Annotated in this window: 19 protein-coding genes; 11 read left to right on the forward strand and 8 right to left on the reverse strand. The window is 66.2% G+C overall.

Annotated features, from left to right (window positions below; genetic code table 11):
* Window positions 1-5: 5 nt before the first annotated feature.
* The 3 genes from CCO03_RS08185 to CCO03_RS08195 all read right to left on the reverse strand — a co-directional run bounded on the left by CCO03_RS08185 (window position 6) and on the right by CCO03_RS08195 (window position 3,864).
* Window positions 6-1,310, reverse strand: a complete 1,305-nt coding sequence (locus CCO03_RS08185) for a cytochrome P450 (protein ID WP_087279657.1) — start codon at window positions 1,308-1,310, stop codon at window positions 6-8.
* 132 nt (window positions 1,311-1,442) lie between these two features.
* On the reverse strand, window positions 1,443-2,552 hold the full coding sequence (locus tag CCO03_RS08190; protein WP_087279660.1) for an NAD(P)-dependent alcohol dehydrogenase: 1,110 nt from the start codon (window positions 2,550-2,552) through the stop codon (window positions 1,443-1,445).
* A 634-nt stretch (window positions 2,553-3,186) separates the two neighbouring features.
* Window positions 3,187-3,864: a GntR family transcriptional regulator gene (locus tag CCO03_RS08195; protein WP_087279662.1), complete on the reverse strand. Its 678-nt coding sequence runs from the start codon at window positions 3,862-3,864 to the stop codon at window positions 3,187-3,189.
* A gap of 450 nt (window positions 3,865-4,314) precedes the next feature.
* On the opposite strand from CCO03_RS08195, the gene scpA reads away from it, so the two are divergent.
* The 8 genes from scpA to CCO03_RS08235 all read left to right on the forward strand — a co-directional run bounded on the left by scpA (window position 4,315) and on the right by CCO03_RS08235 (window position 15,376).
* A complete protein-coding gene (scpA, locus tag CCO03_RS08200; protein ID WP_087279665.1) occupies window positions 4,315-6,477 on the forward strand; it encodes a methylmalonyl-CoA mutase in 2,163 nt (720 codons plus the stop codon).
* 188 nt (window positions 6,478-6,665) lie between these two features.
* A complete protein-coding gene (meaB, locus tag CCO03_RS08205) occupies window positions 6,666-7,724 on the forward strand; it encodes a methylmalonyl Co-A mutase-associated GTPase MeaB (RefSeq protein WP_087279667.1) in 1,059 nt (352 codons plus the stop codon).
* Between the two features lie 104 nt (window positions 7,725-7,828).
* The gene (locus CCO03_RS08210; protein WP_087279670.1) at window positions 7,829-9,361 is read left to right on the forward strand and encodes an acyl-CoA carboxylase subunit beta; all 1,533 of its coding nucleotides are present in this window, start codon (window positions 7,829-7,831) and stop codon (window positions 9,359-9,361) included.
* A 236-nt stretch (window positions 9,362-9,597) separates the two neighbouring features.
* Window positions 9,598-10,053: a VOC family protein gene (locus CCO03_RS08215; protein WP_087279673.1), complete on the forward strand. Its 456-nt coding sequence runs from the start codon at window positions 9,598-9,600 to the stop codon at window positions 10,051-10,053.
* Window positions 10,054-10,238: 185 nt separating this feature from the next.
* Window positions 10,239-11,090 (forward strand): YdcF family protein, encoded by an 852-nt coding sequence (locus CCO03_RS08220; protein ID WP_236904087.1) that lies wholly within the window; start codon window positions 10,239-10,241, stop codon window positions 11,088-11,090.
* Between the two features lie 214 nt (window positions 11,091-11,304).
* Window positions 11,305-13,350, forward strand: a complete 2,046-nt coding sequence (locus tag CCO03_RS08225; protein ID WP_087279676.1) for an acetyl-CoA carboxylase biotin carboxylase subunit — start codon at window positions 11,305-11,307, stop codon at window positions 13,348-13,350.
* A 366-nt stretch (window positions 13,351-13,716) separates the two neighbouring features.
* Window positions 13,717-14,775: a biotin synthase BioB gene (gene bioB / locus CCO03_RS08230; protein ID WP_087284431.1), complete on the forward strand. Its 1,059-nt coding sequence runs from the start codon at window positions 13,717-13,719 to the stop codon at window positions 14,773-14,775.
* Between the two features lie 127 nt (window positions 14,776-14,902).
* Window positions 14,903-15,376 (forward strand): VOC family protein, encoded by a 474-nt coding sequence (locus CCO03_RS08235; RefSeq protein ID WP_087279679.1) that lies wholly within the window; start codon window positions 14,903-14,905, stop codon window positions 15,374-15,376.
* 179 nt (window positions 15,377-15,555) lie between these two features.
* On the opposite strand, the gene CCO03_RS08240 is transcribed toward CCO03_RS08235, so the two are convergent.
* The 3 genes from CCO03_RS08240 to CCO03_RS08250 form a co-directional block, all read right to left on the reverse strand.
* Window positions 15,556-15,840 carry a hypothetical protein gene (locus CCO03_RS08240; protein WP_087279682.1) on the reverse strand — a complete coding sequence of 95 codons (285 nt, stop codon included), beginning with the start codon at window positions 15,838-15,840 and terminating at the stop codon, window positions 15,556-15,558.
* A 267-nt stretch (window positions 15,841-16,107) separates the two neighbouring features.
* Complete coding sequence (locus CCO03_RS08245) at window positions 16,108-16,668, reverse strand: hypothetical protein (protein WP_157667565.1); 561 nt, start codon at window positions 16,666-16,668, stop codon at window positions 16,108-16,110.
* Between the two features lie 199 nt (window positions 16,669-16,867).
* The gene (locus CCO03_RS08250) at window positions 16,868-17,311 is read right to left on the reverse strand and encodes a universal stress protein (RefSeq protein ID WP_087279688.1); all 444 of its coding nucleotides are present in this window, start codon (window positions 17,309-17,311) and stop codon (window positions 16,868-16,870) included.
* 667 nt (window positions 17,312-17,978) lie between these two features.
* Between CCO03_RS08250 and aceE the strand changes: the two genes are divergently transcribed.
* From aceE to CCO03_RS08265, 3 genes are all read left to right on the forward strand, one after another.
* Window positions 17,979-20,693: a pyruvate dehydrogenase (acetyl-transferring), homodimeric type gene (gene aceE / locus CCO03_RS08255; protein WP_087279690.1), complete on the forward strand. Its 2,715-nt coding sequence runs from the start codon at window positions 17,979-17,981 to the stop codon at window positions 20,691-20,693.
* 126 nt (window positions 20,694-20,819) lie between these two features.
* Window positions 20,820-22,496 carry a dihydrolipoyllysine-residue acetyltransferase gene (aceF, locus tag CCO03_RS08260; protein ID WP_087279692.1) on the forward strand — a complete coding sequence of 559 codons (1,677 nt, stop codon included), beginning with the start codon at window positions 20,820-20,822 and terminating at the stop codon, window positions 22,494-22,496.
* 553 nt (window positions 22,497-23,049) lie between these two features.
* Window positions 23,050-23,232 (forward strand): hypothetical protein, encoded by a 183-nt coding sequence (locus tag CCO03_RS08265; protein WP_087279695.1) that lies wholly within the window; start codon window positions 23,050-23,052, stop codon window positions 23,230-23,232.
* A 224-nt stretch (window positions 23,233-23,456) separates the two neighbouring features.
* On the opposite strand, the gene CCO03_RS08270 is transcribed toward CCO03_RS08265, so the two are convergent.
* Both CCO03_RS08270 and lexA read right to left on the reverse strand, forming a co-directional pair.
* Window positions 23,457-23,927, reverse strand: coding sequence for a hypothetical protein (locus CCO03_RS08270; RefSeq protein WP_087279698.1), 471 nt, complete (start codon window positions 23,925-23,927; stop codon window positions 23,457-23,459).
* A 135-nt stretch (window positions 23,928-24,062) separates the two neighbouring features.
* A complete protein-coding gene (gene lexA, locus CCO03_RS08275) occupies window positions 24,063-24,725 on the reverse strand; it encodes a transcriptional repressor LexA (RefSeq protein WP_087279701.1) in 663 nt (220 codons plus the stop codon).
* Window positions 24,726-24,809 lie beyond the last annotated feature (84 nt).

The following is a 24,809-nucleotide window of genomic DNA, read 5'->3' on the forward strand; positions in this document are numbered from 1 at the left end:
CTCGCTCAGCTCACCACGCAGTGCAGGGGCAGCGTCTTGGGCCCGCCCACGAACAGCGTGGCCGTCATGCGCATCTCGCCGGCCAGGCTCACGCTTTGCAGGCGCGGGATCAGCGCCTCGAACAGGATGCGCAGTTCCATCTTGGCCAGGTGCTGGCCCAGGCAGACGTGGCCGCCAAAACCAAACGCCAGGTGGCGGTTGGGCTTGCGGTCGATGTCGAACACGTTGGGGTTGGCGAACACGTCCTCGTCGCGGTTGGCCGAGAGGTAGCACAGCATCAGCCAGTCGCCTTCGCGGATGGTGCGGCCGCGGATCTCCGTGTCGGCCATGGCGGTGCGCATGAAGTGGCGCACCGGCGTGGCGACGCGGATGGCTTCGTCGATGAAGGCGGGGATCAGCTTGGGGTCGTCCTTGAGGCGCTGCAGCAGGCCGGGCTGCGTGGCCAGGGCATGCATGGCCATGGTGGCGGTGGACGAGGTGGTGTCGTGGCCGGCCGTTGCCACGATCATGTAGTAGCCCAGCAGCTGCAGGGGATCCAGCGGCTGGCCGGCGACGGTGCCATTCGCCAGCAGGGTGGCGATGTCGTTGCGGGGATCCTGGCGGCGCGCTTCGGTCAGCGCGTTGAAGTAATTGCGGAAGTCGCCCACGACTTCCATCATGACCTTGGCGCGCTCTTCGGGGCTCACGGCGGCGCTCTGGCGCTTGAGGTCCGGGTCTTCGGCGCCGAACAGCTCTTGCGTGAGCTTGAGCATGCGCAGCTCGTCTTCAGGCGGCACGCCCAGGATGTCCATGATGACGTGCAGCGGGTAGTACAGCGCCACGTCGTTGACGAAGTCCACCACCTGGCCCTGGGCGCTCAGGCTGCTCAGCTTGTCCACGCTGGTCTGGGCCAGCTGCTTGATGCGCTCGTCGAGCTTGAGGATGCTGTTCGGCATGAACCAGGCCTGCGTCAGGCCGCGCAGCTCCTTGTGCTCGGCGCCGTCCACGTGGATCAGCGATTTGATGGGGTGGCGCGTGCCCTGCGTGGCCAGCACATGGTCCAGGTAGGCCTGCGGGGCGCAGGTGGGCGAGTACGCGCCATTGGTGAACAGCGCGTTGTCGCGCGAGATGGCCATGACGTCGGCGTGCTTGGTCACCACCCAGAACGGGTGAAACGCGGGGTGGTTCAGCCGCCCCAGCGGGTTGTTGGCGCGCATCCACGCATAGGTCTCGCACAGCCCATCGACGTTGGCGTAGTGCTTGTGGTCGACGATGGCCGCGGCGATGTGCTCGGGCAGGTCCACGGGGGCTTGGGCAAGGGCGGTGTTCATGGTGGGTCTCCAGGGGCTGTCAGCGTGCTTTCAGGGGTATGGCCACCAATCCGTTGATCAAAAATAGGCAGCCAGTGTGTACTGCTGGGTGTGAGACGGTGAATGTGAGATGGTGCGTGAGGTGCGGCGGCGTCAGGGCAGCAGCACCGGCTTGATGCACAGGCCTTGGTGCTGCTCGGCCACGGCGCGGTTGATGTCGGCCAGGGGGTAGGTGGTGATCAGGCGGTCAAACGGAAAGCGCCCTTGGCGGAACAGGTCGATCAGCTGGGGGATGAACACGTCGGGGTCGCTGTCGCCTTCGATGATGCCGCGGTAGGTGAAGCCCTTGCCCATGGCCTCGATCAGCGTGCCCGGCAGGCTCATGCCCACGGCATGCAGCGGCGGGATGCCGACGAAGCCGAAGGTGCCCTTGGGGATCAGCACCTGCGGCGCGATGGCGATGACGGCGGGCTGGCCGCTGGTGTCGAGCATGAAGTCCACGCCGTCGGCCTCGATGGCGCGCACGGCGGCGGCCAGGTCGGTGTGCGCCGCGGGGTCGATGACGTGCGTCGCGCCCAGCGACAGCGCCATCTCGCGCCGCGCCGCGTTCGGCTCAACCACGAGGATGGTGCGGCAGCCCTGCACCACGGCCGCCATCACGGCCGACAGGCCCACCGCACCGCCGCCGGTGACCAGCAGCGACGAGCCGGCGGGGCAGGCGAACGAGCGCATGACGGCGCCGGCCCCCGTTTGGATGCCGCAGCCCAGCGTGCCGGCGATCTCCAGCGGCACGTCGTCCGGCACCTTGACCACGTTGCGTTCGCGGGTCAGCGCATGGCTGGCAAACGACGATTGCCCAAAGAAATTGCCCGAGACCTGGGTGTCGCCCTGCCGCAGCGACTTGCTGCCGTCGGGGCGCACGCCAGCGTAGTTCAGCGCGCCCATGGTGTGGCAATAGGCCGGATCGCCGTGCGCGCAATGGGCGCAGTGGCCGCAGGACGCAAAGCTGATGGTGACGCGGTCGCCCACCTGCACCTTGCGCACGTCTTCGCCGATCTGCTCGACCACGCCTGCGCCCTCGTGCCCCAGCACGGCCGGGAAGGTCAGCGGCATGATGCCCTGCGTCGCCGCCAGATCGGTGTGGCACAGGCCCACGCCCACGATGCGCACCAGGATCTCGCCGGCGCGCGGCGTGTCCAGCTCCACCTCCTGCAGCTGAAATGGGGCGTGGGCTTCGGGGGTGAGGGCGGCCTGAATCTTCATGGTGGATGGGGGTTGCGGGTGGCGGACCGCTTGCGTGCGAGATCGTCACGCAAGCGCAGGACAGACGGCAGGATCAATAAGGGATCGGTATCGTTTCCTTTTCGGGATTATTCGAACTTGCCCTGTCGGCGGACATTCGGGAATACCCATTGATGGGGTTCGTGGTTCGATCTTTAACCGCAGTACACATCGGTTTGCGATCAGCAGTGATCGAGGATGGCGGTGTACTGCCCAATGAGGGTCACCCGCAAAACGTGCTGGGGTGTACGGCCGGCGACAGCGCCGGCCGTTTCGCCATGGCGAGGCGGCGTGCTCGCTGCCTGGCGCTCGCGCTTGACCTGGGGGCGTGCGGGCCGGTGGCCCATGGGCGCGGTGCGGGGGCATGAGCCAGCAGCCGTGGAGGGTGGCGGGCCGGCTTGCCGGGCGCGGCGGCGGGCCTCTCAGTGCAGCCAGTCAAGGTGCGGGCAGACCGCGAGGCGGGAAGGGCAGCACGAGCCGGCTGATCAGGCCATCGCGTGGGGGCGTGACGCACGCCATCAGCGGGCCGCGATGACAGGCCATGACGGACAGGCCATGACGCCCGCGCGTCCTGTGCGGCCCAGCGGCCAACAGTTGGCGCTGGCCGCGCCGTGGGTCAGCTGGTGACAGCAGGGGGCGAGGCGGCGGCCTCCAGCCCTGAGGCGAAATGCGCCTGCATGACGGCGCGTGCGTCCGCGGGCTGGCCGGCGCGCAGGGCGGCCATGATCTGCTCGTGCTCGTCAAACGACTGCGAGATGCGGCCGCGCTTGAGCAGCGAGTGGTGGCGGTGCAGCTTCATGAGCTTGCGCAGGTCCTGCACCATCTGCGTGCGCCAGCGGTTGTCGGCCAGCTGCAGCAGGCGCAGGTGAAAGGCCTCGTTGATGCGGAAGAACTCGGTGCTCGAGGCCGGGATGCGGGCGGCCGCGGCGCGCAGTTGCTCGTGCAGCGCCTCCAGCTCGGCCATGGCGTGGCGGCCGGCCTCGGTGTCCGAGGCGACCAGGCGTGCCAGCTCGGCCGATGCGTCGCTTTCGAGCAGCCCCAGCAGGTGGTAGATGTCGTGCAGGTCCTTGGGCGACGACTCGGACACGTAGGCGCCCCGGCGTGGCTTCATCTGCACCAGGCCCTCGGCGGCCAGCACCTTGATGGCCTCGCGCATGGGCGTGCGCGAGATGTCCATCTCGCTGGCGAGCTTGAGCTCGTCCAGCCAGTCGCCGGGCGACAGCTCGCTGCGAAAGATGCGGTCGCGCAGCTGATCGGCGACCTCTTCGTACAAGGGCCGGCGGTTCAAGGACATGGGGGCGTCATCACGGGTGGGTGGCGGAGCGGGTTGGGTCGAAGCGTCTCACAGGCGACAGGGGGCGCGCCACCGGCCAGGGCTGCAGGCGGGCGGACGGCGGCCGATTCACGGGCAAACCCTTGGATTGACGCGCAAAACGCCGCCAAATGCGTGCAAGAACCGGCCGGTGAGCGCATGCGATGCCATTCAAAATTCATAATTACAGACGTGCGGCGCAGTGTACACTCAGCACCCGCTGAACCTGAAGCGGTAGGACAAACTTGTGCGCGCATGGGTGTTCAGCCCCCGTCGGGCCGTTGCTCTGGGGTCTTCTGCATGCCGTTGTGCCCAGCACAGCCCGCGGATCCGGGTGGTGAACGCCACCACCGGGTCCGGGCGGGCATGACATGCAGACGATCTCCGATCGACCGGACCGGCGCTTCCTCGCCAATTCACGGACCTGACCCGATGAGCAACGCCCCCGAATTCAAACCCGCAACCCTGGCCGATTGGGAAAAAGCCGCCAGCAAAGCCGCGCCCGAGGGCAAGCTGGAGAACCTGAATTGGGTCACGCCCGACGGCATCACCGTCAAGCCGCTGTACACGGCCGAAGACACGGCCAACCTGGCCTACACCAACACGTTGCCGGGCCTGGAGCCCTTCATCCGCGGCCCGCAAGCCACCATGTACGCCGGCCGTCCCTGGACGATTCGCCAGTACGCCGGGTTTTCCACGGCGGAGGAATCGAATGCCTTCTACCGCCGTGCGCTGGCGGCAGGCGGTCAGGGCGTGTCGGTGGCGTTCGACCTGGCCACGCACCGCGGCTACGACTCGGATCACCCGCGCGTCGAAGGCGACGTGGGCAAGGCCGGCGTGGCCATCGACTCGGTCGAGGACATGAAGATCCTGTTCGATGGCATCCCGCTGGACAAGGTGTCGGTCTCCATGACCATGAACGGCGCCGTGCTGCCGATTCTGGCCGGCTACGTGGTGGCCGCCGAAGAGCAGGGCGTCTCGCAGGACAAGCTGGCCGGAACGATTCAGAACGACATTCTGAAAGAGTTCATGGTGCGCAACACCTACATCTACCCGCCCGAGCCGTCGATGAAGATCATCGGCGACATCATCGAGTACACGGCGCAGAACATGCCCAAGTTCAACTCGATCTCGATCTCGGGCTACCACATGCAGGAAGCCGGCGCCAACCAGGCGCTTGAGCTGGCCTTCACGCTGGCCGACGGCAAGGAGTACGTGAAGACCGCCATCAACAAGGGCATGGACGTGGACGCCTTCGCCGGTCGCCTGTCCTTCTTCTGGGCCATTGGCATGAACTTCTACCTCGAAGTCGCCAAGATGCGCGCCGCCCGCCTGCTGTGGTGCCGCATCATGAAGGGCTTCGACGCCAAGAGCCCCAAGAGCCTGATGCTGCGCACGCACTGCCAGACCTCGGGCTGGTCGCTGACCGAGCAGGACCCCTACAACAACGTGGTGCGCACCACCATCGAAGCCATGGCCGCCGTGTTCGGGGGCACGCAGTCGCTGCACACCAACGCCTTCGACGAAGCCATTGCGCTGCCGACCGATTTCTCGGCCCGCATCGCCCGCAACACCCAGCTCATCATCCAGGAAGAGACGCACATCACCAACGTGATCGACCCCTGGGCCGGCTCGTACATGATGGAGAAGCTGACCCAGGACATGGCCGACAAGGCCTGGGCCATCATCGAGGAAGTCGAAGCCATGGGCGGCATGACCAAGGCCGTGGACAGCGGCTGGGCCAAGCTCAAGATCGAAGCCGCCGCGGCCGAGAAGCAGGCCATGATCGACTCCGGCAAGGACGTGATCGTCGGCGTCAACAAGTACAAGCTGGCCAAGGAAGACCCGGTCGACATCCTCGAGATCGACAACGTCAAGGTGCGCGAAGGCCAGATCGCCCGCCTGAACCAGATCAAGGCCACGCGCGACCAGGCGGCGGTGGACCAGGCGCTGGCCGCGCTGTCGGCCTCGGCCGCCAGTGGCCAGGGCAACCTGCTGGACCTGTCCATCCAGGCCATCCGTGCCCGCGCCACCGTGGGTGAAGTCTCCGACGCGATGGAGAAGTCCTTCGGCCGCCACCGCGCTGACACGCAAAAGGTGACCGGTGTGTATGCAGCCGCTTACGACTCGGCCGAAGGCTGGGAGCAGATCAAGCAGGACATCGGCGCCTTTGCCGAGCGCGAAGGCCGTCGCCCCCGCGTGATGATCGCCAAGCTGGGCCAGGACGGCCACGACCGTGGTGCCAAGGTCGTCGCCACGGCGTTCGCTGACCTGGGCTTTGACGTGGACATCGGCAGCCTGTTCCAGACGCCCGAAGAGTGCGCCCGCCAGGCCATCGAAAACGACGTGCACGCCGTGGGCGTCTCCACGCTGGCCGCCGGTCACAAGACCCTGGTGCCCGCCATCATTGCCGAGCTGAAAAAGCAGGGCGCCGATGACATCGTCGTCTTCGTCGGCGGCGTGGTGCCGCGCCAGGACTACGACTTCCTGTATGCGGCCGGCGTCAAGGGCATCTATGGCCCCGGCACCGCGATCCCCGAGTCGGCCAAGCACGTGCTGACGCAGATCGAGAAGTCGCTGGGCGTCAAGGCCTGACCGGCGATGCCCGCGGCCGCCGCGGGCATCGGCGGCTGCGCCTTGGCATGGCCGCTTCTCCAGGCCCGTCCTGTCGTGGCCTGTTGTACATTGTGTTGCAGGGGTATGGGTCTGCTGCCGTTGAAACCTGAACGGAAAGCAGCCCATACTTCTATGATCGAGCATGAGATCCCGCTTTGATTGAGGCCATGGACACCACGGACCGCATCCAGCACCTGACCGCCCCGGCATCGCCCGCGCAACAGCGCCGGGCCATGGCCAAGGCCATCACGCTGCTGGAATCGACGCGCGCCGACCACCGCGAGCAGGCCGATGCGCTGCTCAACGCGCTGCTGCCGCACACCGGCCGATGCCTGCGGCTGGGCATCAGCGGCGTGCCCGGCGTGGGCAAGTCCACCTTCATCGAAGCGCTGGGCGTGTACCTGATCGAGCAAGGCCTGCGCGTGGCCGTGCTGGCCATCGATCCCTCGTCCACCGTGTCGGGCGGTTCCATCCTGGGCGACAAGACGCGCATGGAGCGCCTGTCGGTGCTTGAAAGCGCCTACATCCGCCCCAGCCCGAGCAGCGGCAACCTGGGCGGCGTGGCCGAGAAGACGCGCGAGGCCATGCTGGTCTGCGAGGCCGCGGGTTACGACGTGGTCATCGTCGAGACCGTGGGCGTGGGCCAGAGCGAAATCGCCGTGCACGGCATGACCGACATGTTCGTGCTGCTGCAGTTGCCCAACGCGGGCGACGACCTGCAGGCCATCAAGAAGGGCGTGATGGAGATCGCCGACCTGGTGGTCATCAACAAGGCCGACATCGACCCCGACGCCGCGACGCGCGCCCGCGTGCAGATCCAGTCGGCCATGCGCCTGCTGGGCATGCACGGCAACCCCGACCACATGCACCAGGACACGGTGTGGCAGCCCCAAGTCATGCAGATCAGCGGCTTGCTGGGCCAGGGGCTCGACGGCTTCTGGGCCGCCGTGCAGGAGTTTGAGCGCCTGAACCAGGCCAACGGCCGCTTTGCCGCCCGCCGCCAGCAACAGGCCACCCGCTGGATGTGGGAGCGCATCGAGGCCGGGCTCAAGCAGGCCTTCCGGGCCAACCCCGCGGTGCAGGCGGCCCTGCCGGCGTTGCAGCAGGCGGTGCTCGACGGGCAGTGCGCGCCCTCGGTGGCGGCGCGTCAGCTGCTGCAGGCCCACGCCGCCACGGTGACCGAGGCGGCTGGCGCCAGCGGCGCGTTGGCCTCATCGGTAAATTGATTTGAGTTGAGTATCCATGTGTTTGCGTTTGATAGTGAACGGAAAGACCGGGATACCCCATTGTTCATTGTTCTGAATTTCGCGTTTGACTGGACCCCTTCACCATGAAACACATCCTGCAAGAACTTGAGAAGAAGCGCGCCGCAGCCCGTCTGGGCGGTGGCCAAAAGCGCATCGACGCCCAGCACGCCAAGGGCAAGCTGACGGCGCGTGAGCGCATCGAAGCCCTGCTGGACGAAGGCAGCTTCGAGGAATGGGACATGTTCGTGGAGCACCGCTGCCACGACTTCGGCATGGCCGAGAACAAGATCCCCGGCGATGGCGTGGTGACGGGCTACGGCACCATCAACGGCCGCCTGGTCTTCATCTTCAGCCAGGACTTCACGGTGTTCGGCGGCGCGCTGTCGGAAGCCCACGCCGAAAAAATCTGCAAGGTGATGGACCAGGCCATGAAGGTCGGGGCCCCCGTCATCGGCCTGAACGACTCGGGCGGCGCCCGCATCCAGGAAGGCGTGGCCTCGCTCGGTGGTTATGCCGAGGTGTTCCAGCGCAACGTGATGGCCAGCGGCGTGATCCCGCAGATCAGCCTGATCATGGGCCCCAGCGCCGGCGGCGCCGTGTATTCGCCGGCCATGACCGACTTCATCTTCATGGTCAAGGACAGCTCGTACATGTTCGTGACCGGCCCCGAGGTGGTGAAGACCGTGACGCACGAAACCGTGACGGCCGAAGAGCTGGGCGGTGCCATCACGCACACGACCAAGAGCGGCGTGGCCGACATGGCCTTCGAGAACGACGTGGAGGCGCTGCTGATGATGCGCCGCCTGTTCAACTACCTGCCGCTGTCCAACCGCGAGAAGCCGCCCGTGCGCCAAAGCGGCGACCCGATCGACCGCAAGGAACTCTCGCTCGACACCCTGGTGCCGGACAACCCCAACAAGCCCTACGACATGAAGGAGCTGATCGCCAAGACGGTGGACGACGGCGACTTCTTCGAGCTGCAGCCCGAGTACGCCAAGAACATCATTATCGGCTTCGCGCGCATGGACGGCCAGACGGTGGGCATCGTCGCCAACCAGCCGCTGGTGCTGGCCGGCTGCCTGGACATCAAGTCGTCGATCAAGGCCGCGCGCTTCGTGCGCTTTTGCGATGCCTTCAACATCCCCGTGGTCACCTTCGTCGACGTGCCCGGCTTCATGCCCGGCACCAGCCAGGAGTACGGCGGCATCATCAAGCACGGCGCCAAGCTGCTGTACGCCTACGCCGAGTGCACGGTGCCCAAGATCACGGTGATCACGCGCAAGGCCTACGGCGGCGCGTACGACGTGATGGCGTCCAAGCACCTGCGCGGGGACGTGAACCTGGCCTGGCCCAACGCCGAGATCGCGGTGATGGGCGCCAAGGGCGCGGTGGAGATCATCTTCCGCGAGGACAAGAACGACCCCGTCAAGCTGGCCGCGCGCGAGGCCGAATACAAGGACCGCTTTGCCAACCCCTTCGTCGCCGGCGCGCGGGGCTTCATCGACGACGTCATCCTGCCGCATGAAACCCGCAAGCGCATCTGCCGCTCGCTGACCATGCTCAAGGACAAGAAGGTCGAGAACCCCTGGCGCAAGCACGGGAACATCCCGCTGTAAGGCATCGGCATGCTGCCCCGACACGCGCCTGCTTGCCGTCGTTTCAGCGGTCCCGTCCCGGAGTGGGCGGTGGCTTCTGGCCGGCTGGATGAAGCCGCCCGCCCCGTGTTGGCGGGCGAGGCGGCGCGTGCGCGTGAACAGGGTGGCGCTCGCCTGGTTCCGGTCGCTGATTCAGGGGCCGGTGCTCCGGTTTTCAGGGTGCGATTCGGTCGGCCGCTGTGCACGCAGGACACGCCATGGAACCGCGCCTGACCCTGATCACCCTGGGCGTGGCCGATGTGGCCCGTGCGACGGCGTTCTACGAGCGCCTGGGCTTCGTGCGCGGTGCGAGCAGCAACGCGCAGATCAGCTTTTTTCAGGCTGGCGGCGTGGTGCTCGCGCTGTTCGGCCGCCAGGCCCTGGCCGAAGATGCGCAGATCGCCGCCGACGCGCCGGGTGTGCAGGCGCCGACCGGATTTGCCGGCGTTTCGCTGGCGCACAACGCGCGCAGCGAGGCCGAGGTGGACGCCGTGCTGGCCGAAGCCGTGGCCGCGGGTGCGCACTTGGTCAAGCCCGCGCACCGCGTGTTCTGGGGCGGCTACTCGGGTTACTTCGCCGACCTCGATGGCCACCTGTGGGAGGTGGCCCACAACCCGCATTTGCCGCTGAATGCGGCGGGTATGCCCGTGTTGCCGATGAAAGATGATCGGTAAACCATGCATACCCCTGAATTTTTCATGCAACGACTGAACGCCCCGGCACCTGCCACGGGGCGCAGTCGCGTGGTCGTGGCGCCGCCGCCGTCGCCTGGCCGGGCCTCGGCGGTTTGGGCCATGGGCGCTGGCGCGCAGGCTGTTGGTGCGAACCCAAGTACCTCGCACACGGGCGGGGACCGGACATGAGCGGGGCCGCCATCACGTCCACCCGCCGGGCTGTGGTGCTGCCGCCCCGCACGCCGATGCGTGCGTGGCCGCCGTCGTCCTGGCTGCTGGCCGCGGTGGGCTCGGTGCTGGCGTTGGATGGGCTGGCGCTGCTGCTGTTCAAGGGCATGGCCAGCCTGGGCGTGACGCTGCCGCTGGGGATCGGCGTGGCGCTGCTGGTGTTCGTGGTGTGGCGCCCGGCCGTGCAGACCTGGATGCGGGCCAGTCGTTGGCGGCGCGTCGTCTGGCAGCTGGCACTGGCCGCCGCGGTGCTGTGGTTGCTCAGCCTGGCGGTGTTTTTCGTCCGCCTGGCGCAGCTGCCGCATGGGGCGCAGGCCGTGGCACAGCTGGCACCGCACGCGATCATCGTGCTGGGCTCCAGCACACCCCAGGGCCAGCCCTCGCCAGCCCTGCAGGCGCGCCTGGACCTGGCGCACGAGCTGGCGCAGCGCTTTCCGCAGGCCGTGGTCGCCGTGAGCGGCGGGGTGGACTTTGGCGAGACCGTGAGCGAGGGCCAGGTGATGGGCGACTACCTGCGGGCCCAGGGCCTGCCGGCCGCGCGCATCGTGCAGGAGGAAGCCAGCACCAGCACCGACCTGAACCTCAAGCTCAGCCAGCCGCTGCTGGCCGCGCGCGGGGTGGCGGTGACCGACGCCGTGGTCGTGGTGACCAGCGACTTCCACACCGCGCGGGCGCAGGCGATTGCCCAGCGCCAGGGCTGGCAACAGGTGCAGACCGTGGGCGCGCCCACGCCGCTGTACCTGCGCTACAACGCCTGGCTGCGCGAGTACTTTGCGCAGGCCTCGAGCCGCCTGCTGGGGGAGATGTGATGCGCTCATGCACCCAGTCGAGCTCAGCCTGTGCCTGTGCCGCCCGCCGTGAAGTGGGCGGCGCGCCGTGTGGGCTGCGGGTTGGCGCGCTCACGGGCCCTGGCCCTCGTGATGGCAATGGCCAGCCCAGCGCTGGTCCACCGACTTGTTTTGTTCCGATTCCGCGCTGAATGCGCACCGATTCAACCGATCCACCTTTGTTCGAAAGCCAAGCATGTTCACCAAAATCCTGATTGCGAACCGCGGCGAAATCGCCTGCCGCGTGATTGCCACCGCCAAGAAGATGGGCATCCAGACGGTTGCCGTGTATTCGGAGGCCGACGCCGAGGCGCGTCACGTCAAGCTGGCCGACGAGGCCGTGCTGCTGGGCCCGGCGCCCTCGCGCGAGTCCTATTTGGTGGCCGACAAGATCATTGCTGCCGCCAAGGAAACCGGCGCGCAGGCCATCCACCCCGGCTACGGCTTCCTGAGTGAGAACGAGGCCTTTGCCAAGCGCTGCGAAGACGAGGGCATTGCCTTCATCGGCCCCAAGGCGCATTCGATCGCCGCCATGGGCGACAAGATCGCCTCCAAGAAGCTGGCGAACGAGGCCAAGGTCAACACCATCCCCGGCTACAACGACCCGATTCCCGATGCGCAAACCGCCGTGGGCATTGCCAAGGGCATCGGCTACCCGGTGATGATCAAGGCCAGCGCCGGCGGCGGCGGCAAGGGCCTGCGCGTGGCCTACAACGACAAGGAAGCGCTGGAAGGCTTCACCGCCTGCCAGAACGAAGCGCGCAACAGCTTCGGCGATGACCGCATCTTCATCGAGAAGTTCGTGCAGGAGCCGCGCCACATCGAGATCCAGATCCTGGGCGACAGCCACGGCAACGTGATCTATTTGAACGAGCGCGAGTGCTCGATCCAGCGCCGCCACCAGAAGGTCATCGAAGAGGCGCCGTCGCCCTTCATCAGCGACGCCACGCGCAAGGCCATGGGCGAGCAGGCCGTGGCCCTGGCCAAGGCCGTGCAGTACCAGTCGGCCGGCACCGTGGAATTCGTGGTCGGCAAGGACCAGGACTTCTACTTCCTGGAGATGAACACCCGCCTGCAGGTGGAGCACCCGGTGACCGAGTGCATCACCGGCCTGGACCTGGTGGAGCAGATGATCCGCGTGGCGGCCGGCGAAAAGCTGGCCATCACCCAGGCCGACGTGAAGCGCGATGGCTGGGCCATCGAGTGCCGCATCAACGCCGAAGACCCGTTCCGCAACTTCCTGCCCTCGACCGGCCGCCTGGTGCGTTTCCAGCCGCCCGAGCAGACCATGTGGCAGGGCGATACCGGCCACCTGCAGGGTGTGCGCGTGGACACCGGCGTGACCGAAGGCGGCGAGATCCCGATGTTCTACGACTCGATGATCGCCAAGCTCATCGTGCACGGCAAGGACCGCAACGAGGCCATCGCCAAGATGCGCGAGGCGCTGAACGGCTTCGTGATCCGCGGCATCAGCTCGAACATCCCGTTCCAGGCCGCGCTGCTGGCCCACCCCGACTTCGTCTCGGGCAAGTTCAACACCGGCTTCATCGCCGAGCACTACCCGCAGGGCTTCACGCTCGAGCACGCGAACGCCGTCGACAAGAACCTGCTGGCTGCGCTGGCCACCTACGTGCACCGCCGTGCCCGCGTGCGTGCCACGCTGATCACGGGCCAGATGCAGGGCCGCAACTATGAGCCGCGCCAGGTCTATGCCGCCATGTGCCTGGGCGAGGGCGGCAAGGTCGAGCGCAAGGACGTGCGGGCCATTCCGGGCGACAGCAAGACCGCCATGACGCTGGAGGTGGACGGCCAGACCTACGTCATCGACGCCACCTGGCAGCTGGGCGAAATCCGCGTCAACGGCACCATCAACGGCCAGCCGTTCACGGCGCAGGTCGAGCGCGGCACGCCCAAGAACCCGCTGGCGATCCGCGTCATCTACAACGGCAGCCAGCTCGATGTGCTGCCGCTGCTCGAGCGCACGGCTGACCTGTTCGTGCACATGCCCTACAAGGCACCGCCGGACATGAGCAAGTTCGTGCTGTCGCCCATGCCCGGTCTGCTGGTGGACGTGACCGTGCAGCCCGGCCAGAAGGTCGAGGCCGGCGAGCGCGTGGCCGTGATCGAGGCCATGAAGATGGAGAACGTGCTGTTCGCCACCGCCGACGGCGTGGTCAAGTCCGTCACGGCCGCCAAGGGCGAAAGCCTGGCCGTGGACCAGGCCATCATCGAATTCGAGTGAGGACTTTCGGCTAACGGTCGGCAAAGCAGCGCTTCATGCGCTGTTTTTTTCAACAAAGATTCGCTGAAGTTGGTGCGCGTTGAAGGCATCTGCTGCAGGTGCTGGAGCCAAGTGAGTGCATCTGTGTCGAACGGGCCCTTTTGCGCATGAACAGCGCTGAACAGCTCCGCAGAAGGTGTTTGGCGATTTTCGGCGTGCTGGGTATAGTGCTTTTTACGCCTTGTTTTCATGGCTTGTGGGCCTGAACTCCACTTGTCCATGCAAGGCGGCATGCGCGGTGAAGGGTGAACCCAACCCTGCACCACCCGGTAGCTTGTGATTCAACGGCCGCCTTGCACGGCCGATGGAGAGATTTTGAAAGTGAACATGGAGACCGTGAGCGCCCCCATCACGCTGCATCGCCGCTCGGCAGCGGCATCCGCTCAGACAGCCGGTGCGCCGGCAGCGCAGACCGAGGGACAACCCCGGTGGTCGGTGGAGTCCATCCAGGCCCTGCTCGATCTGCCCTTCAACGAGCTGCTCTACCGCGCCCAGAGCGTGCACCGCGCGCATTGGCCGGCCGGCGATGTGGAGCTGACCACGCTGCTGTCGGTGAAGACCGGCGGCTGCCCCGAAAACTGCGGCTATTGCCCGCAGTCGGCCGAGTTCGACACGGACGTGAAAGCACAAAAGCTGATGAGTGTCGATGAGGTGACGCGCGCTGCGCAGGCCGCCAAGGACGCAGGCGCCACGCGCTTTTGCATGGGGGCTGCCTGGCGCGCGCCCAAGGACCGCGACATCGAGAAGGTCAGCGAGCTGATCCGCGCCGTCAAAGGCCTGGGCCTGCAGTCGTGCGCCACGCTGGGCATGCTGGAAGGCCACCAGGCGCAGGCGCTGCGCGAGGCGGGCCTGGATTACTACAACCACAACCTGGACACGGCGCCCGACTACTACGGCGAGATCGTGGACACGCGCACCTACCAGGATCGGCTGGACACGCTGGCCCACGTGCGCGCGGCCGGCATCAGCGTGTGCTGCGGCGGCATCGTGGGCATGGGGGAAACCGTGGCGCACCGCGCCGGCCTCATCGCCGAGCTGGCCAACCTCGACCCCTATCCCGAGTCCGTGCCCATCAACAGCCTGGTGCGCGTGCCCGGCACGCCGCTGGCCGATGCACCGCCCATCGATCCGCTGGACTTCGTGCGCGTGATTGCGGTGGCGCGCATCACCATGCCCACCTCGCGCGTGCGCCTGTCGGCGGGCCGCCAGCAGCTGGGCGATGCGGTGCAGGCGCTGTGCTTCCTGGCCGGCGCCAACTCCATCTTCTATGGCGACAAGCTGCTGGTGACCGGCAACCCCGATGTGGAGGCCGACCGCCAGCTGCTGGCCAAGCTGGGCCTGCAGGGCCGTGCCACGCAGGTGCAGCCCGACCACCACCATGCCTGAGGCAAGGTGCCGCGCATTCGTCGTTGCAAGGAGTATGGCCGGGTTGCCGTTTGTTTTGAAACGAGCATGGCTGCATACTGCTTGCACATTGGCCTGATGGGCCATCCCGATTCATTGAGGAGAAATCATGGTTAGCCTGGAAAAACGCCCGTTCAAAGTCTTGGGCATTCAGCAGATCGCCATTGGCGGCACCGACAAGCAGCGCATGAAAACGCTGTGGGTGGACATGTTCGGCCTGGAGCAGACCGGCACCTTCAAGAGCGAGAGCGAGAACGTGGACGAGGACATCCTGGCCATGGGCAGCGGCGCCCACAAGGTCGAGGTGGACATCATGCAGCCGCTGGACATCAACAAGAAGCCGGCCGTGCACACCACGCCGCTGAACCACATCGGCCTGTGGATCGATGACCTGCCCAAGTGCGTGGAATGGCTCACCGCCAAGGGCGTGCGCTTTGCGCCCGGCGGCATCCGCAAGGGCGCGGCGGGTTTCGACATCTGCTTTCTGCATCCCAAGGCGAACGACGAGTTCCCGATTGCGGGCGAGGGCGTGCTGATCGAGCTGGTGCAGGCGCCGGCCGAGGTGATTGCCGCGCTGGGGTGAGCATGGCGCAAGCTGGTGCCGAAGTGGCGCCAGCTTTTCGTCTGAAAAGGATGCGAAAGACAAAGCCGCTCTTGGAGCGGCTTTTTTGCGTCGGCGTTTCGCGGCGGCGACCCGGGTGCCCCGTCACGGCGTGGGTTCAGGTGCCAGTGCCCCGCGTGGCGTCATCACGTAGCGGTACATCAGTGTGGTGGAGAGCTGGATGCTGGCTGAGTTGTCGTGGGTGAACGCATGATGTGGAGCTCGCCCGGTTCGAGGCGATACGAAATGGTGCTGACCTTTCCGGCGGCATAGCTGGTGTAAGGCAGCTGGACCACAGGGCCAAACGACATGTACACGTGGATCTCGTACTCGTCCAATGCAGTCGCCGTGAATGCCGGGATGCTGACCATGGCTTTACTGACGTTGCTTTGATCAAACACTTCAGCGACGACATTCGTCGCCTGGAACCAGTCCGAGGTGAGCACGGTGGACCCTGCGGTGCAGCGGTGCAGCGACCGAGGTTGCCGCTGGCGGCATGACAGACACGGTAGGTGTGGGTGGCGGCAGCTGGCAGTCCAGGCAGGCGCACCTGCTGATCCGGCTGCACAACCAGCGCTGGCGTGCTCGGTGCGGCGTGGATGACCACGTTGCCGCCCGCAGGCGGCATCAGGGTGATGTCGGCCGCCAGGGCGGAACCGGTGAGCAGGCCAGCAGGGTGAATCGGGTGTTCATGGCGACTCCAGGTGCCCGCATCAACGGGGCGAATGCGCAGAAGTGGAAACGGGCGGGTTGGTGCGTGAGGTGCGCCGGCGCGTGCGCCAGGCCAGTCCGCCCAGCAGCACGGCGAGGCCGGACAGCGCAGCGCCACTCAAGGTCGGGATGGGGGTGGCCGCAAACGTGCCGTTGGGAGACGACACGTTGATGGGGCCTGGCGTGCCGACCGTGGGGCAACCGGCACTGGCCATCCGCACCACCTGGGCGCCGGTGGCGCTGGCGCTGCCTTCGTTGCGCCACTGCTGCGCCAGCTGCAGGCTGCCGCCGCTGGCCACCTGCAGGCTGCCGCCGGGCTGGATGTGGACGTTGCGCACCTCGGTGATCGAGGCGCCGGCCCCGATGGTCAAAACGCCCGCCACCTTCAGGTCGGTACAGGCCAGGCTGATGGCGCCGGCAGGCGCATCGACCACCCCTCCGGCCGGGATGGCCCAGTCGGCCTGGGCCAGCCCGTGCGCCGTCAGGGCGCAGCCCACCACCAGCGCCTGCGGCCAGCGGGCAGCGCGTCGTGGCGCAGGTCTCCTCGTGTCTCTGTTCGGCATGGACATCCCCTGAAAGTCAGCCCCCAAGGCGGGCCTGTATCCACATGGTAACTCATTAATTCCATAAGAAAATTTTGGAATATTTGTGTTTGGGTTGAGGTGCAGACGTGAGAAAGCCGCTCCGAAGAGCGGCTTGTCAGGGGGGTGAGCGGGTCGCCGTCCCCGAGGAGGCCGCTGCGCGTGCGCAGCGGTCGGCGCGTCAGCGCAGGACCAGCACCGGGATGGCCGAGTGCGTGAGCACCTGCTGCGTTTCGCTGCCCAGCAGCAGCCGCGAGATGCCCTTGCGGCCATGCGAGGACATGACGATGAGGTCGGCATGCTCGTCCTTGGCCGTGCCGATGAGGGCGTCGGACACCACGTCCGACTTGATCACCTTGCCAACGGCTGTGACGCCTGCGCCCGTGGCCTGTTGCAGCGCGGCGTCGACGATGGCCTGGCTGTCCTTCGCCCATTGGGCTTCGATGCGCTCCGCATCCGATTCGGTGAGGCTCATCGAGCCCTCGAAGTAGGTCTGCGGGTAGCGCGGCACGACCTTGACCACGACGATTTCGGCCTTGCACAGGCCAGCCAGTCCGATGGCATGGGTCACGGCTTTTTGGGACAGGTCCGAGCCATCGGTGGCCACCAGGATTCGCTTGTACATGGTTTCTCCTTTCGTGTGAGGGGTCGAAGCTTGACCCTAGCGTATTGCGTCGATTCGTGCTGAGGCTTGATGCAAGTCAAGCGCGGCGCATGCGGGCTTGGTCGGGCGACCGGCACGGGGAGGATCCGTCGCGCGATAGGCTGGCGCGCACGGCGTGCGGCCACAGTCACCCGGTTGGCCAACGGGCGCGGCCGTGAGCCGGCCGCTGGCTCATCGGTCGGGATGCACGTCGGTGATGGGCTAGAGGTCGTGAATTTTTTAGTGGCAGTATGGTTTTGTTTTCGATGATGATTGATGAGGTTTAGGGTCATACTGCGATCAAGCTGCAGATTACGAGACCGCCTCGTCGATGTTGGGCGCCGATGAAGGCCCATGACGGGCATCGCGGCCCTGGCTGTTGCGGCCAAGGCGGGTGATGCGGGCACGGCCAACGCGCGGCGGACGGCGTCCCGGTCGTGCGCGCTACAAGGCCCAGGGCGGCTCGCGTTTGACCGACACGCGACCGGGGTTTGTACGTCGATAGGGTGCGAAACAGCGGCGTTAACGGGTTTGTGCTGAGGTGATTATTTCGTCATGTAAAAACATGGGTTGTAATTTGAAAAATTTGGGGTAAGCGCCCGCGCGCCGCGGTAAAGTTGCTGGCAGATTTCGCTCAAGGAGACAGCGCATGGACGACAAGAAGCAAGCGGCCGACAACGGCTTGTCGCAGGAAACCCGCGAGTGGATGGATGCGCTGAGCGCCGTCATCCAGAATGAAGGTGCTGAGCGCGCGCACCAGTTGCTCGAACAGCTGCTGGAACACGCGCGCGAGAACAGCATCGACATGCCGTTCTCGGCCACCACGGGTTACGTCAACACCATCGAACCCGCCCAAGAGGCCAAGTCGCCGGGCAACCTGACCATCGAAGGCCGGCTGCGCGCCTACATGCGCTGGAACGCCATGGCCATGGTGGTCAAGGCCAATCGCCTGCACCCCGAAGACGGCGGTGACCTGGGCGGCCACATCGGTTCCTTCGCCTCGCTGGCCAGCATGTTCGGCGCCGGCTTCAACCACTTCTGGCACGCCGAGAGCGCCGAGCCCGGCAAGGAACACGGCGGCGATTGCCTCTACATCCAGGGTCACGTCTCGCCCGGCATCTATGCCCGCGCCTACCTTGAAGGCCGCATCAGCGAAGAGCAGCTGCTGAACTTCCGCCAGGAGGTGCAGGGCAAGGGCCTCTCCAGCTACCCGCACCCCAAGCTCATGCCCGAGTTCTGGCAGTTCCCCACGGTGTCCATGGGCCTGGGCCCGCTGATGGCGATCTACCAGGCGCGCTTCCTCAAGTACCTGCATGCCCGCGGCATTGCCGACACGGCCAAGCGCAAGGTCTGGGTGTTCTGCGGCGACGGTGAAATGGACGAGGTCGAGTCGCTGGGCGCGATTGGCCTGGCCGCCCGCGAGAACCTGGACAACCTGATTTTCGTCATCAACTGCAACCTGCAGCGCTTGGATGGCCCGGTGCGCGGCAACGGCAAGATCATCCAGGAGCTCGAAGGCGAGTTCCGCGGCTCGGGCTGGAACGTCATCAAGCTGATCTGGGGCCACGGCTGGGACGATCTGCTGGCGCGCGACAAGGACGGTGCGCTGCGCAAGATCATGATGGAGTGCAACGACGGCGACTACCAGGCCTTCAAGGCCAACGATGGCGCTTACGTGCGCAAGCACTTCTTCGGCCGCGATCCACGCACGCTCAAGCTCGTCGAGCACCTGACCGACGACGAGATCTGGGACCTGCGCCGCGGCGGCCACGACTCGCAGAAGGTCTATGCCGCGTTCGACGCCGCCAACAAGCACCAGGGGCAACCCACGGTGCTGCTGGTCAAGACCGTCAAGGGCTTTGGCATGGGCAAGATCGGTGAAGGCCGCAACAACGTGCACCAGACCAAGAAGCTGTCGGATGAGGACGTCAAGGCCTTCCGCGACCGCTTCAACCTGCCCATCACCGACAGCGAGCTCAAGGACGGCAACATCCCGTTCTACAAGCCAGCCGACGACCACCCCGAGATGAAGTACCTGCACGAGCGCCGCAAGGCGCTGGGTGGCTACTTGCCGCATCGCCGCACCCGGGCCGACGAGCAGTTCACCGTCCCCGGCCTGGAGACCTTCAAGGCGGTGCTCGAGCCCACGGCTGAAGGCCGCGAGATCAGCACCACGCAGGCCTATGTGCGCTTTTTGACCCAGCTGCTGCGCGACCAGGCCATCGGTCCGCGCGTGGTGCCCATCCTGGTGGACGAGGCGCGCACCTTCGGCATGGAAGGCCTGTTCCGGCAGATCGGCATCTACAACCCGCATGGCCAGCAGTACACCCCGGTCGATAAAGACCAGGTCATGTACTACAAAGAAGACGTCAAGGGCCAGATCCTGCAGGAAGGCATCAACGAGGCGGGCGGCATGGCCAGCTGGATTGCCGCCGCCACGAGCTACAGCACCAGCAACCGGATCATGATCCCGTTCTACGTGTACTACTCGATGTTCGGCTTCCAGCGCGTGGGCGACTTGGCCTGGGCGGCGGGCGACATGCAGGCGCGCGGCTTCCTGCTGGGCGGCACGTCGGGCCGCACTACGCTGAACGGCGAAGGCCTGCAGCACGAAGACGGCCACAGCCACATCCTGGCCGGCACCATCCCCAACTGCGTGAGCTACGACCCGACCTTCGCGCACGAAGTCGGCGTGATCCTGCACCATGGCCTCAAGCGCATGGTCGAGCGCCAGGAGAACGTGTTCTTCTACCTCACGCTGCTCAACGAAAACTACGCCATGCCAGGCCTGACGCCCGGCACCGAAGAGCAGATCATCAAGGGCATGTACCTGTGCAAGGCCGCGGGTGACCAGGCCAGCGAGCTGCGCGTGCAGCTGCTGGGCTCGGGCACCATCTTGCGCGAGGCGATTGCCGCCCAGGCCTTGCTGGCCACCGACTGGGGCGTGGCGGCCGACGTTTGGAGCTGCCCCAGCTTCAACGAGCTGGCGCGCGACGGCCAGGATTGCGAACGCTGGAACCTGCTGCACCCGACCGAGACGCCCAAGGTGCCCTTCGTGGCCCAGCAGCTGGCCGACAACGCCGGTCCGGTCATCGCGTCCACCGACTACATCAAGAGCTACACGGACCAGATCCGCGCCTTCATCCCCGAAGGCCGCAGCTACACCGTGCTGGGTACCGACGGCTTTGGCCGTTCGGATTTCCGCTATCGCCTGCGGGAGCATTTCGAGGTCAACCGCCATTACATCGCGCTGGCCGCCCTCAACGCCCTGGCCAAGGAGGGCAAGCTGCCCGCCGCCAAGGTGGCCGAGGCCATCGCCAAGTACGGCATCGCCGTCGACAAGGTCAACCCGCTGCACGCCTGAGGGTCATGCAATTCCATTGAGGAGTAAGGCGCCACTGCCGTTCATCCATGAACGGCAATGAGGGGATACTGGCACCACGTGGCATGTCGTTTCCCCGCCTGCTTCGCTGTTCAGAAAGAGACAAACATGGCAACGATTGACGTCAAGGTTCCCGACATCGGCGATTTCTCTGAAGTGGCCGTGATCGAGGTGCTGGTCAAACCCGGCGACACCGTCGCCGCCGAGCAAAGCCTGATCACCGTGGAGTCCGACAAGGCCTCGATGGAGATCCCGTCGTCTGCGGCAGGCGTGGTCCAGGCGCTGCAGGTCCAGGTCGGCGACAAGGTGGCCGAAGGCTCGGTGATCCTCACGCTGGAGGTCCAGGGTGATGCGGCCCCGGCGCCCACACCCGCGCCTGCACCGGCCTCAGCCTCCGCACCCGCTCAGGCTGCGCCGGCCGCCGCCGAGCCTGCCCCGGCGCCGGCGGGTCAGGCTGGCCCGGTGGAGGTGCGTGTGCCCGACATCGGCGACTTCAAGGATGTCGCGGTGATCGAGGTGCTGGTCAAGCCCGGCGACAGCGTGCAGGCCGAGCAATCGCTGATCACCGTGGAATCGGACAAGGCGTCGATGGAAATCCCTTCGTCGGGGGCCGGCGTGATCGAGTCGCTGAGCGTGAAGGTGGGCGACGTCATCAACCAGGGTGATCTGATCGCGGTGCTCAAAGGGGCCGCGCCTGCGGCCTCGGGAGCACCTGTGGCCGCTGCACCCGCGGCCTCCGCGCCGCCTCCGGCCCAGTCGCCCACGTCGGCGCCTGCGCCCGCTGCTGCAACAGCCCATGCGCCGGCGCCGAGTGCAGCACCTGCGGCCCACGACCCCACGCGTTCGCCGGTGGGCCTGCCGTATGCCTCGCCCTCGGTGCGCAAGTACGCCCGCCTGCTGGGCGTGCCGCTCGACGAGGTCAAGGGGTCGGGCAACAAAGGCCGCATCCTCGAGGCCGATGTGCAGGCCTTCACCAAGTCCGTGATGGCCGGTGCCACCCAGACCAAGGCCCAGGTTGCCAAGGCGCCTGCCGGTGGCGGCGACGGCGCTGCATTGGGCCTGTTGCCCTGGCCCAAGGTCGATTTTGCGAAGTTCGGCCCGGTCGAGCGCAAAGACCTGTCGCGCATCAAGAAGATCAGCGGGGCCAACCTGCACCGCAACTGGGTGATGATTCCGCACGTCACCAACAACGACCTGGCCGACATCACCGAGCTCGAAGCCTTCCGCGTCTCGACCAACAAGGAGAACGAGAAGAGCGGCGTCAAGGTGACCATGCTGGCCTTCGTCATCAAGGCCGTGGTGGCTGCGCTCAAGAAACACCCGGAGTTCAATGCCTCGCTCGATGGCGACGCCTTGGTCTACAAGCAATACTTCAACATCGGCTTTGCCGCTGACACGCCCAATGGCCTGGTGGTGCCGGTGCTCAAGGACGCCGACAAGAAGGGCATCATCCAGATCAGCGCCGAGATGGGCGAGCTGGCCAAGAAAGCACGCGATGGCAAGCTGGGCGCCGCCGACATGCAGGGCGGTTGCTTCTCGATCTCGTCGCTGGGGGGCATCGGGGGCACGCACTTCACGCCCATCGTCAATGCACCTGAGGTCGCCATCCTGGGCCTGTCCAAGAGCAGCATGCAGCCCGTGTGGGACGGCAAGGCCTTCGTGCCGCGCCTGATGCTGCCCCTGTCGCTGTCGTACGACCACCGCGTCATCGACGGTGCCGCCGCCGCACGCTTCAACGCTTACCTGGGCCAGCTGCTGGCCGACTACCGCCGCATCGTGCTGTGAACGGCGCGACCGTGCGCGGCGAAGCGCCCAGCCGCCAGACTTGAGGCCAGGCACAGGGGCATACCTCACGGCCAACCCCTCAGGCCTGCGCGCACACCCTCGCGGCGGCCCCTCATCCGGCAGTCGTGCCTGGCCGCCGGCTGGAAATCGGCTTGCGCGTCCGTTTCTCCGGCCAAGTTGCACACCATGGTGCAGCCTGTTGACCAGGGATGCTGCATCTCAAGGCGTGGAGTATCGGTTTGTGGTTGATGAATAGACATCGAGCATGGCTGGATACCCTTCATTCTGCAAGCAACTGCGGGTTGGCAACCGATGGCACGCAGTCGTGACCCCGACGCATGGACCGAAGTACCGAGCCCAACCCTCGACCTACAACCTTTTGCAGTCGCACTGCTGAACATCACGCGTGGTGCGGGTGGTAATAGACGATGCCGCCACACAAAGCGCGTCGTCCGTCGTGGGTGTGGATGAGGCCAATGGCACTGCTCAACCAGGGCAGTGTGGTGGTGAACCTGCGCCCGCAGGGCGTGCTGGGTGACACGCAGGCAACCTCATGAGCCGCCTGCGCGAAGCCGTGGGCCAGCAGGTGGCAGGGGGCAGCATCTACCAGCAGCCCACGCGGGACCTGACGGTGGACAGCGAACCTGCCCCCCCCGAGTACCGTTTTGAAATTGAGGGTGTCAATACGGCAGAGGTGAATACCTGGGCCAAGAAAATGGTGGAGCTGCTGGGGTAGGCGCACCGAGGTGCGCCTGGGCGTTTCGGCCAGCACCATCGACGGGCGATGCCGCCAGCTTGCGGACGATGCCCATGTCGCGCCTGGCCTGGACACCGCGGTGAACCTGGTCGCCTCGACCCTCATGAACGGTGCCTGGGTCAACTTGGCAAGCTGACTAGCTCGACCAGCGTCACGGCCGACGGCCAGTGACCGCCCCGATGCAGGGGCGGCTCCTGAGCGAGTCAGGACTCCATGGCGGCGAGGCGCTCGAGTTCGTCGCACACGTCGCTCAAGCGACCCGACAGGCGCAGGCGCACCAGGCCCTGGCTGCCGTCTCCGTCCACCCAACGGATGGAGCGGAGCAGGGCTTTGGGGGTGTCACCTGCTGAGGGGCGGGGTGGCTCCGCATCCAACCCGGGTGGCATGGCGGCCGCAGCCGGCACGCTGTGCGCAGGGTTTTGCCACGCCTGCAGCGTGAGTGCGTCGTTGCGTTGCGTGAGCGTGCGCACCCCTTGTTGCATGCGGTGGGCCATGCGCGGCATGGCCTGAGAGCACAGGCGCATGCCTTGCGCCAGTTGCCGGCTGGGGCCATGCAGGCGGGCCGAGAGTTGGCTCAGGCCCGAGACGGCCTGTTCCAGCCAGATGCCAGCGTGGGCCAGGGCGTGCTGCGAACGAGCGGGGTGTGTTGTCCAAACAGTGTCATCAGCCTTCATCGGGAACCTCGTGAAACTGACGGCAGGATTGACCAGGGATCTCGCCACACAGGGTTGCATGGGCACAGGAGTGCCCCGCCGTGGCCCGGAGCCCCAGCGTCTTGCCACGCCTGCCACCTTGTGGCGAGCGGAAAACTACAAACTGATGGCGTTGCGAATGAGGCCGACCGCGCGCCCTTCGATCTCGAAGGGCTCGCCCGCGTGCACCACGATGGTGGCGTAGTCGGGGTTCTCGGCATGCAACTCGATGACGTCGTGGTTGCGGTGAAACCGCTTGACGGTGACCTCTTCGCCCAGTCGGGCGACGATGATTTGCCCGTTGCGGGCTTCGCGCGTGGCGCTGACGGCGAGCAGGTCACCATCGAGGATGCCGGCATCGCGCATGGACATGCCGCGCACGCGCAGCAGGTAGTCGGGCTTTTGGGCGAACAGGCTGGATTCGACCACGTAGGTCTGATCGACGTGCTCTTGCGCCAGGATGGGCGAGCCCGCCGCCACGCGGCCCACCAGCGGCAGCGACAGCTGGTTCAGGCCGGGCAGGGTGGCTTGGCGCACATCTTTGCCGCTGCTGCCGGTCCAGTTCTTGAGCCGGATGCCGCGCGAGGTGCCACTGACCAGCTCGATCACGCCTTTGCGGGCCAGGGCCTGCAGGTGCTCTTCCGCGGCGTTGGCCGATTTGAACCCCAGCGCAGCCGCAATTTCGGCGCGTGTGGGTGGCGCACCGGTGCGTGCGATGTTGTTGCGCACGAGTTCGAGGACCTGTTGCTGACGGGTGGTGAGCTTGGGCGTGCTGGGCATGCGTAGACTCCGGTCGGGTTGGCATTCAGAGGAATGCTACTGGTTGTTCATACAGTGCATGTATTTTTATCCAGTTTTCTGAAC

This window comes from Comamonas serinivorans (assembly GCF_002158865.1).
GTDB lineage: Bacteria > Pseudomonadota > Gammaproteobacteria > Burkholderiales > Burkholderiaceae_C > Comamonas_E > Comamonas_E serinivorans.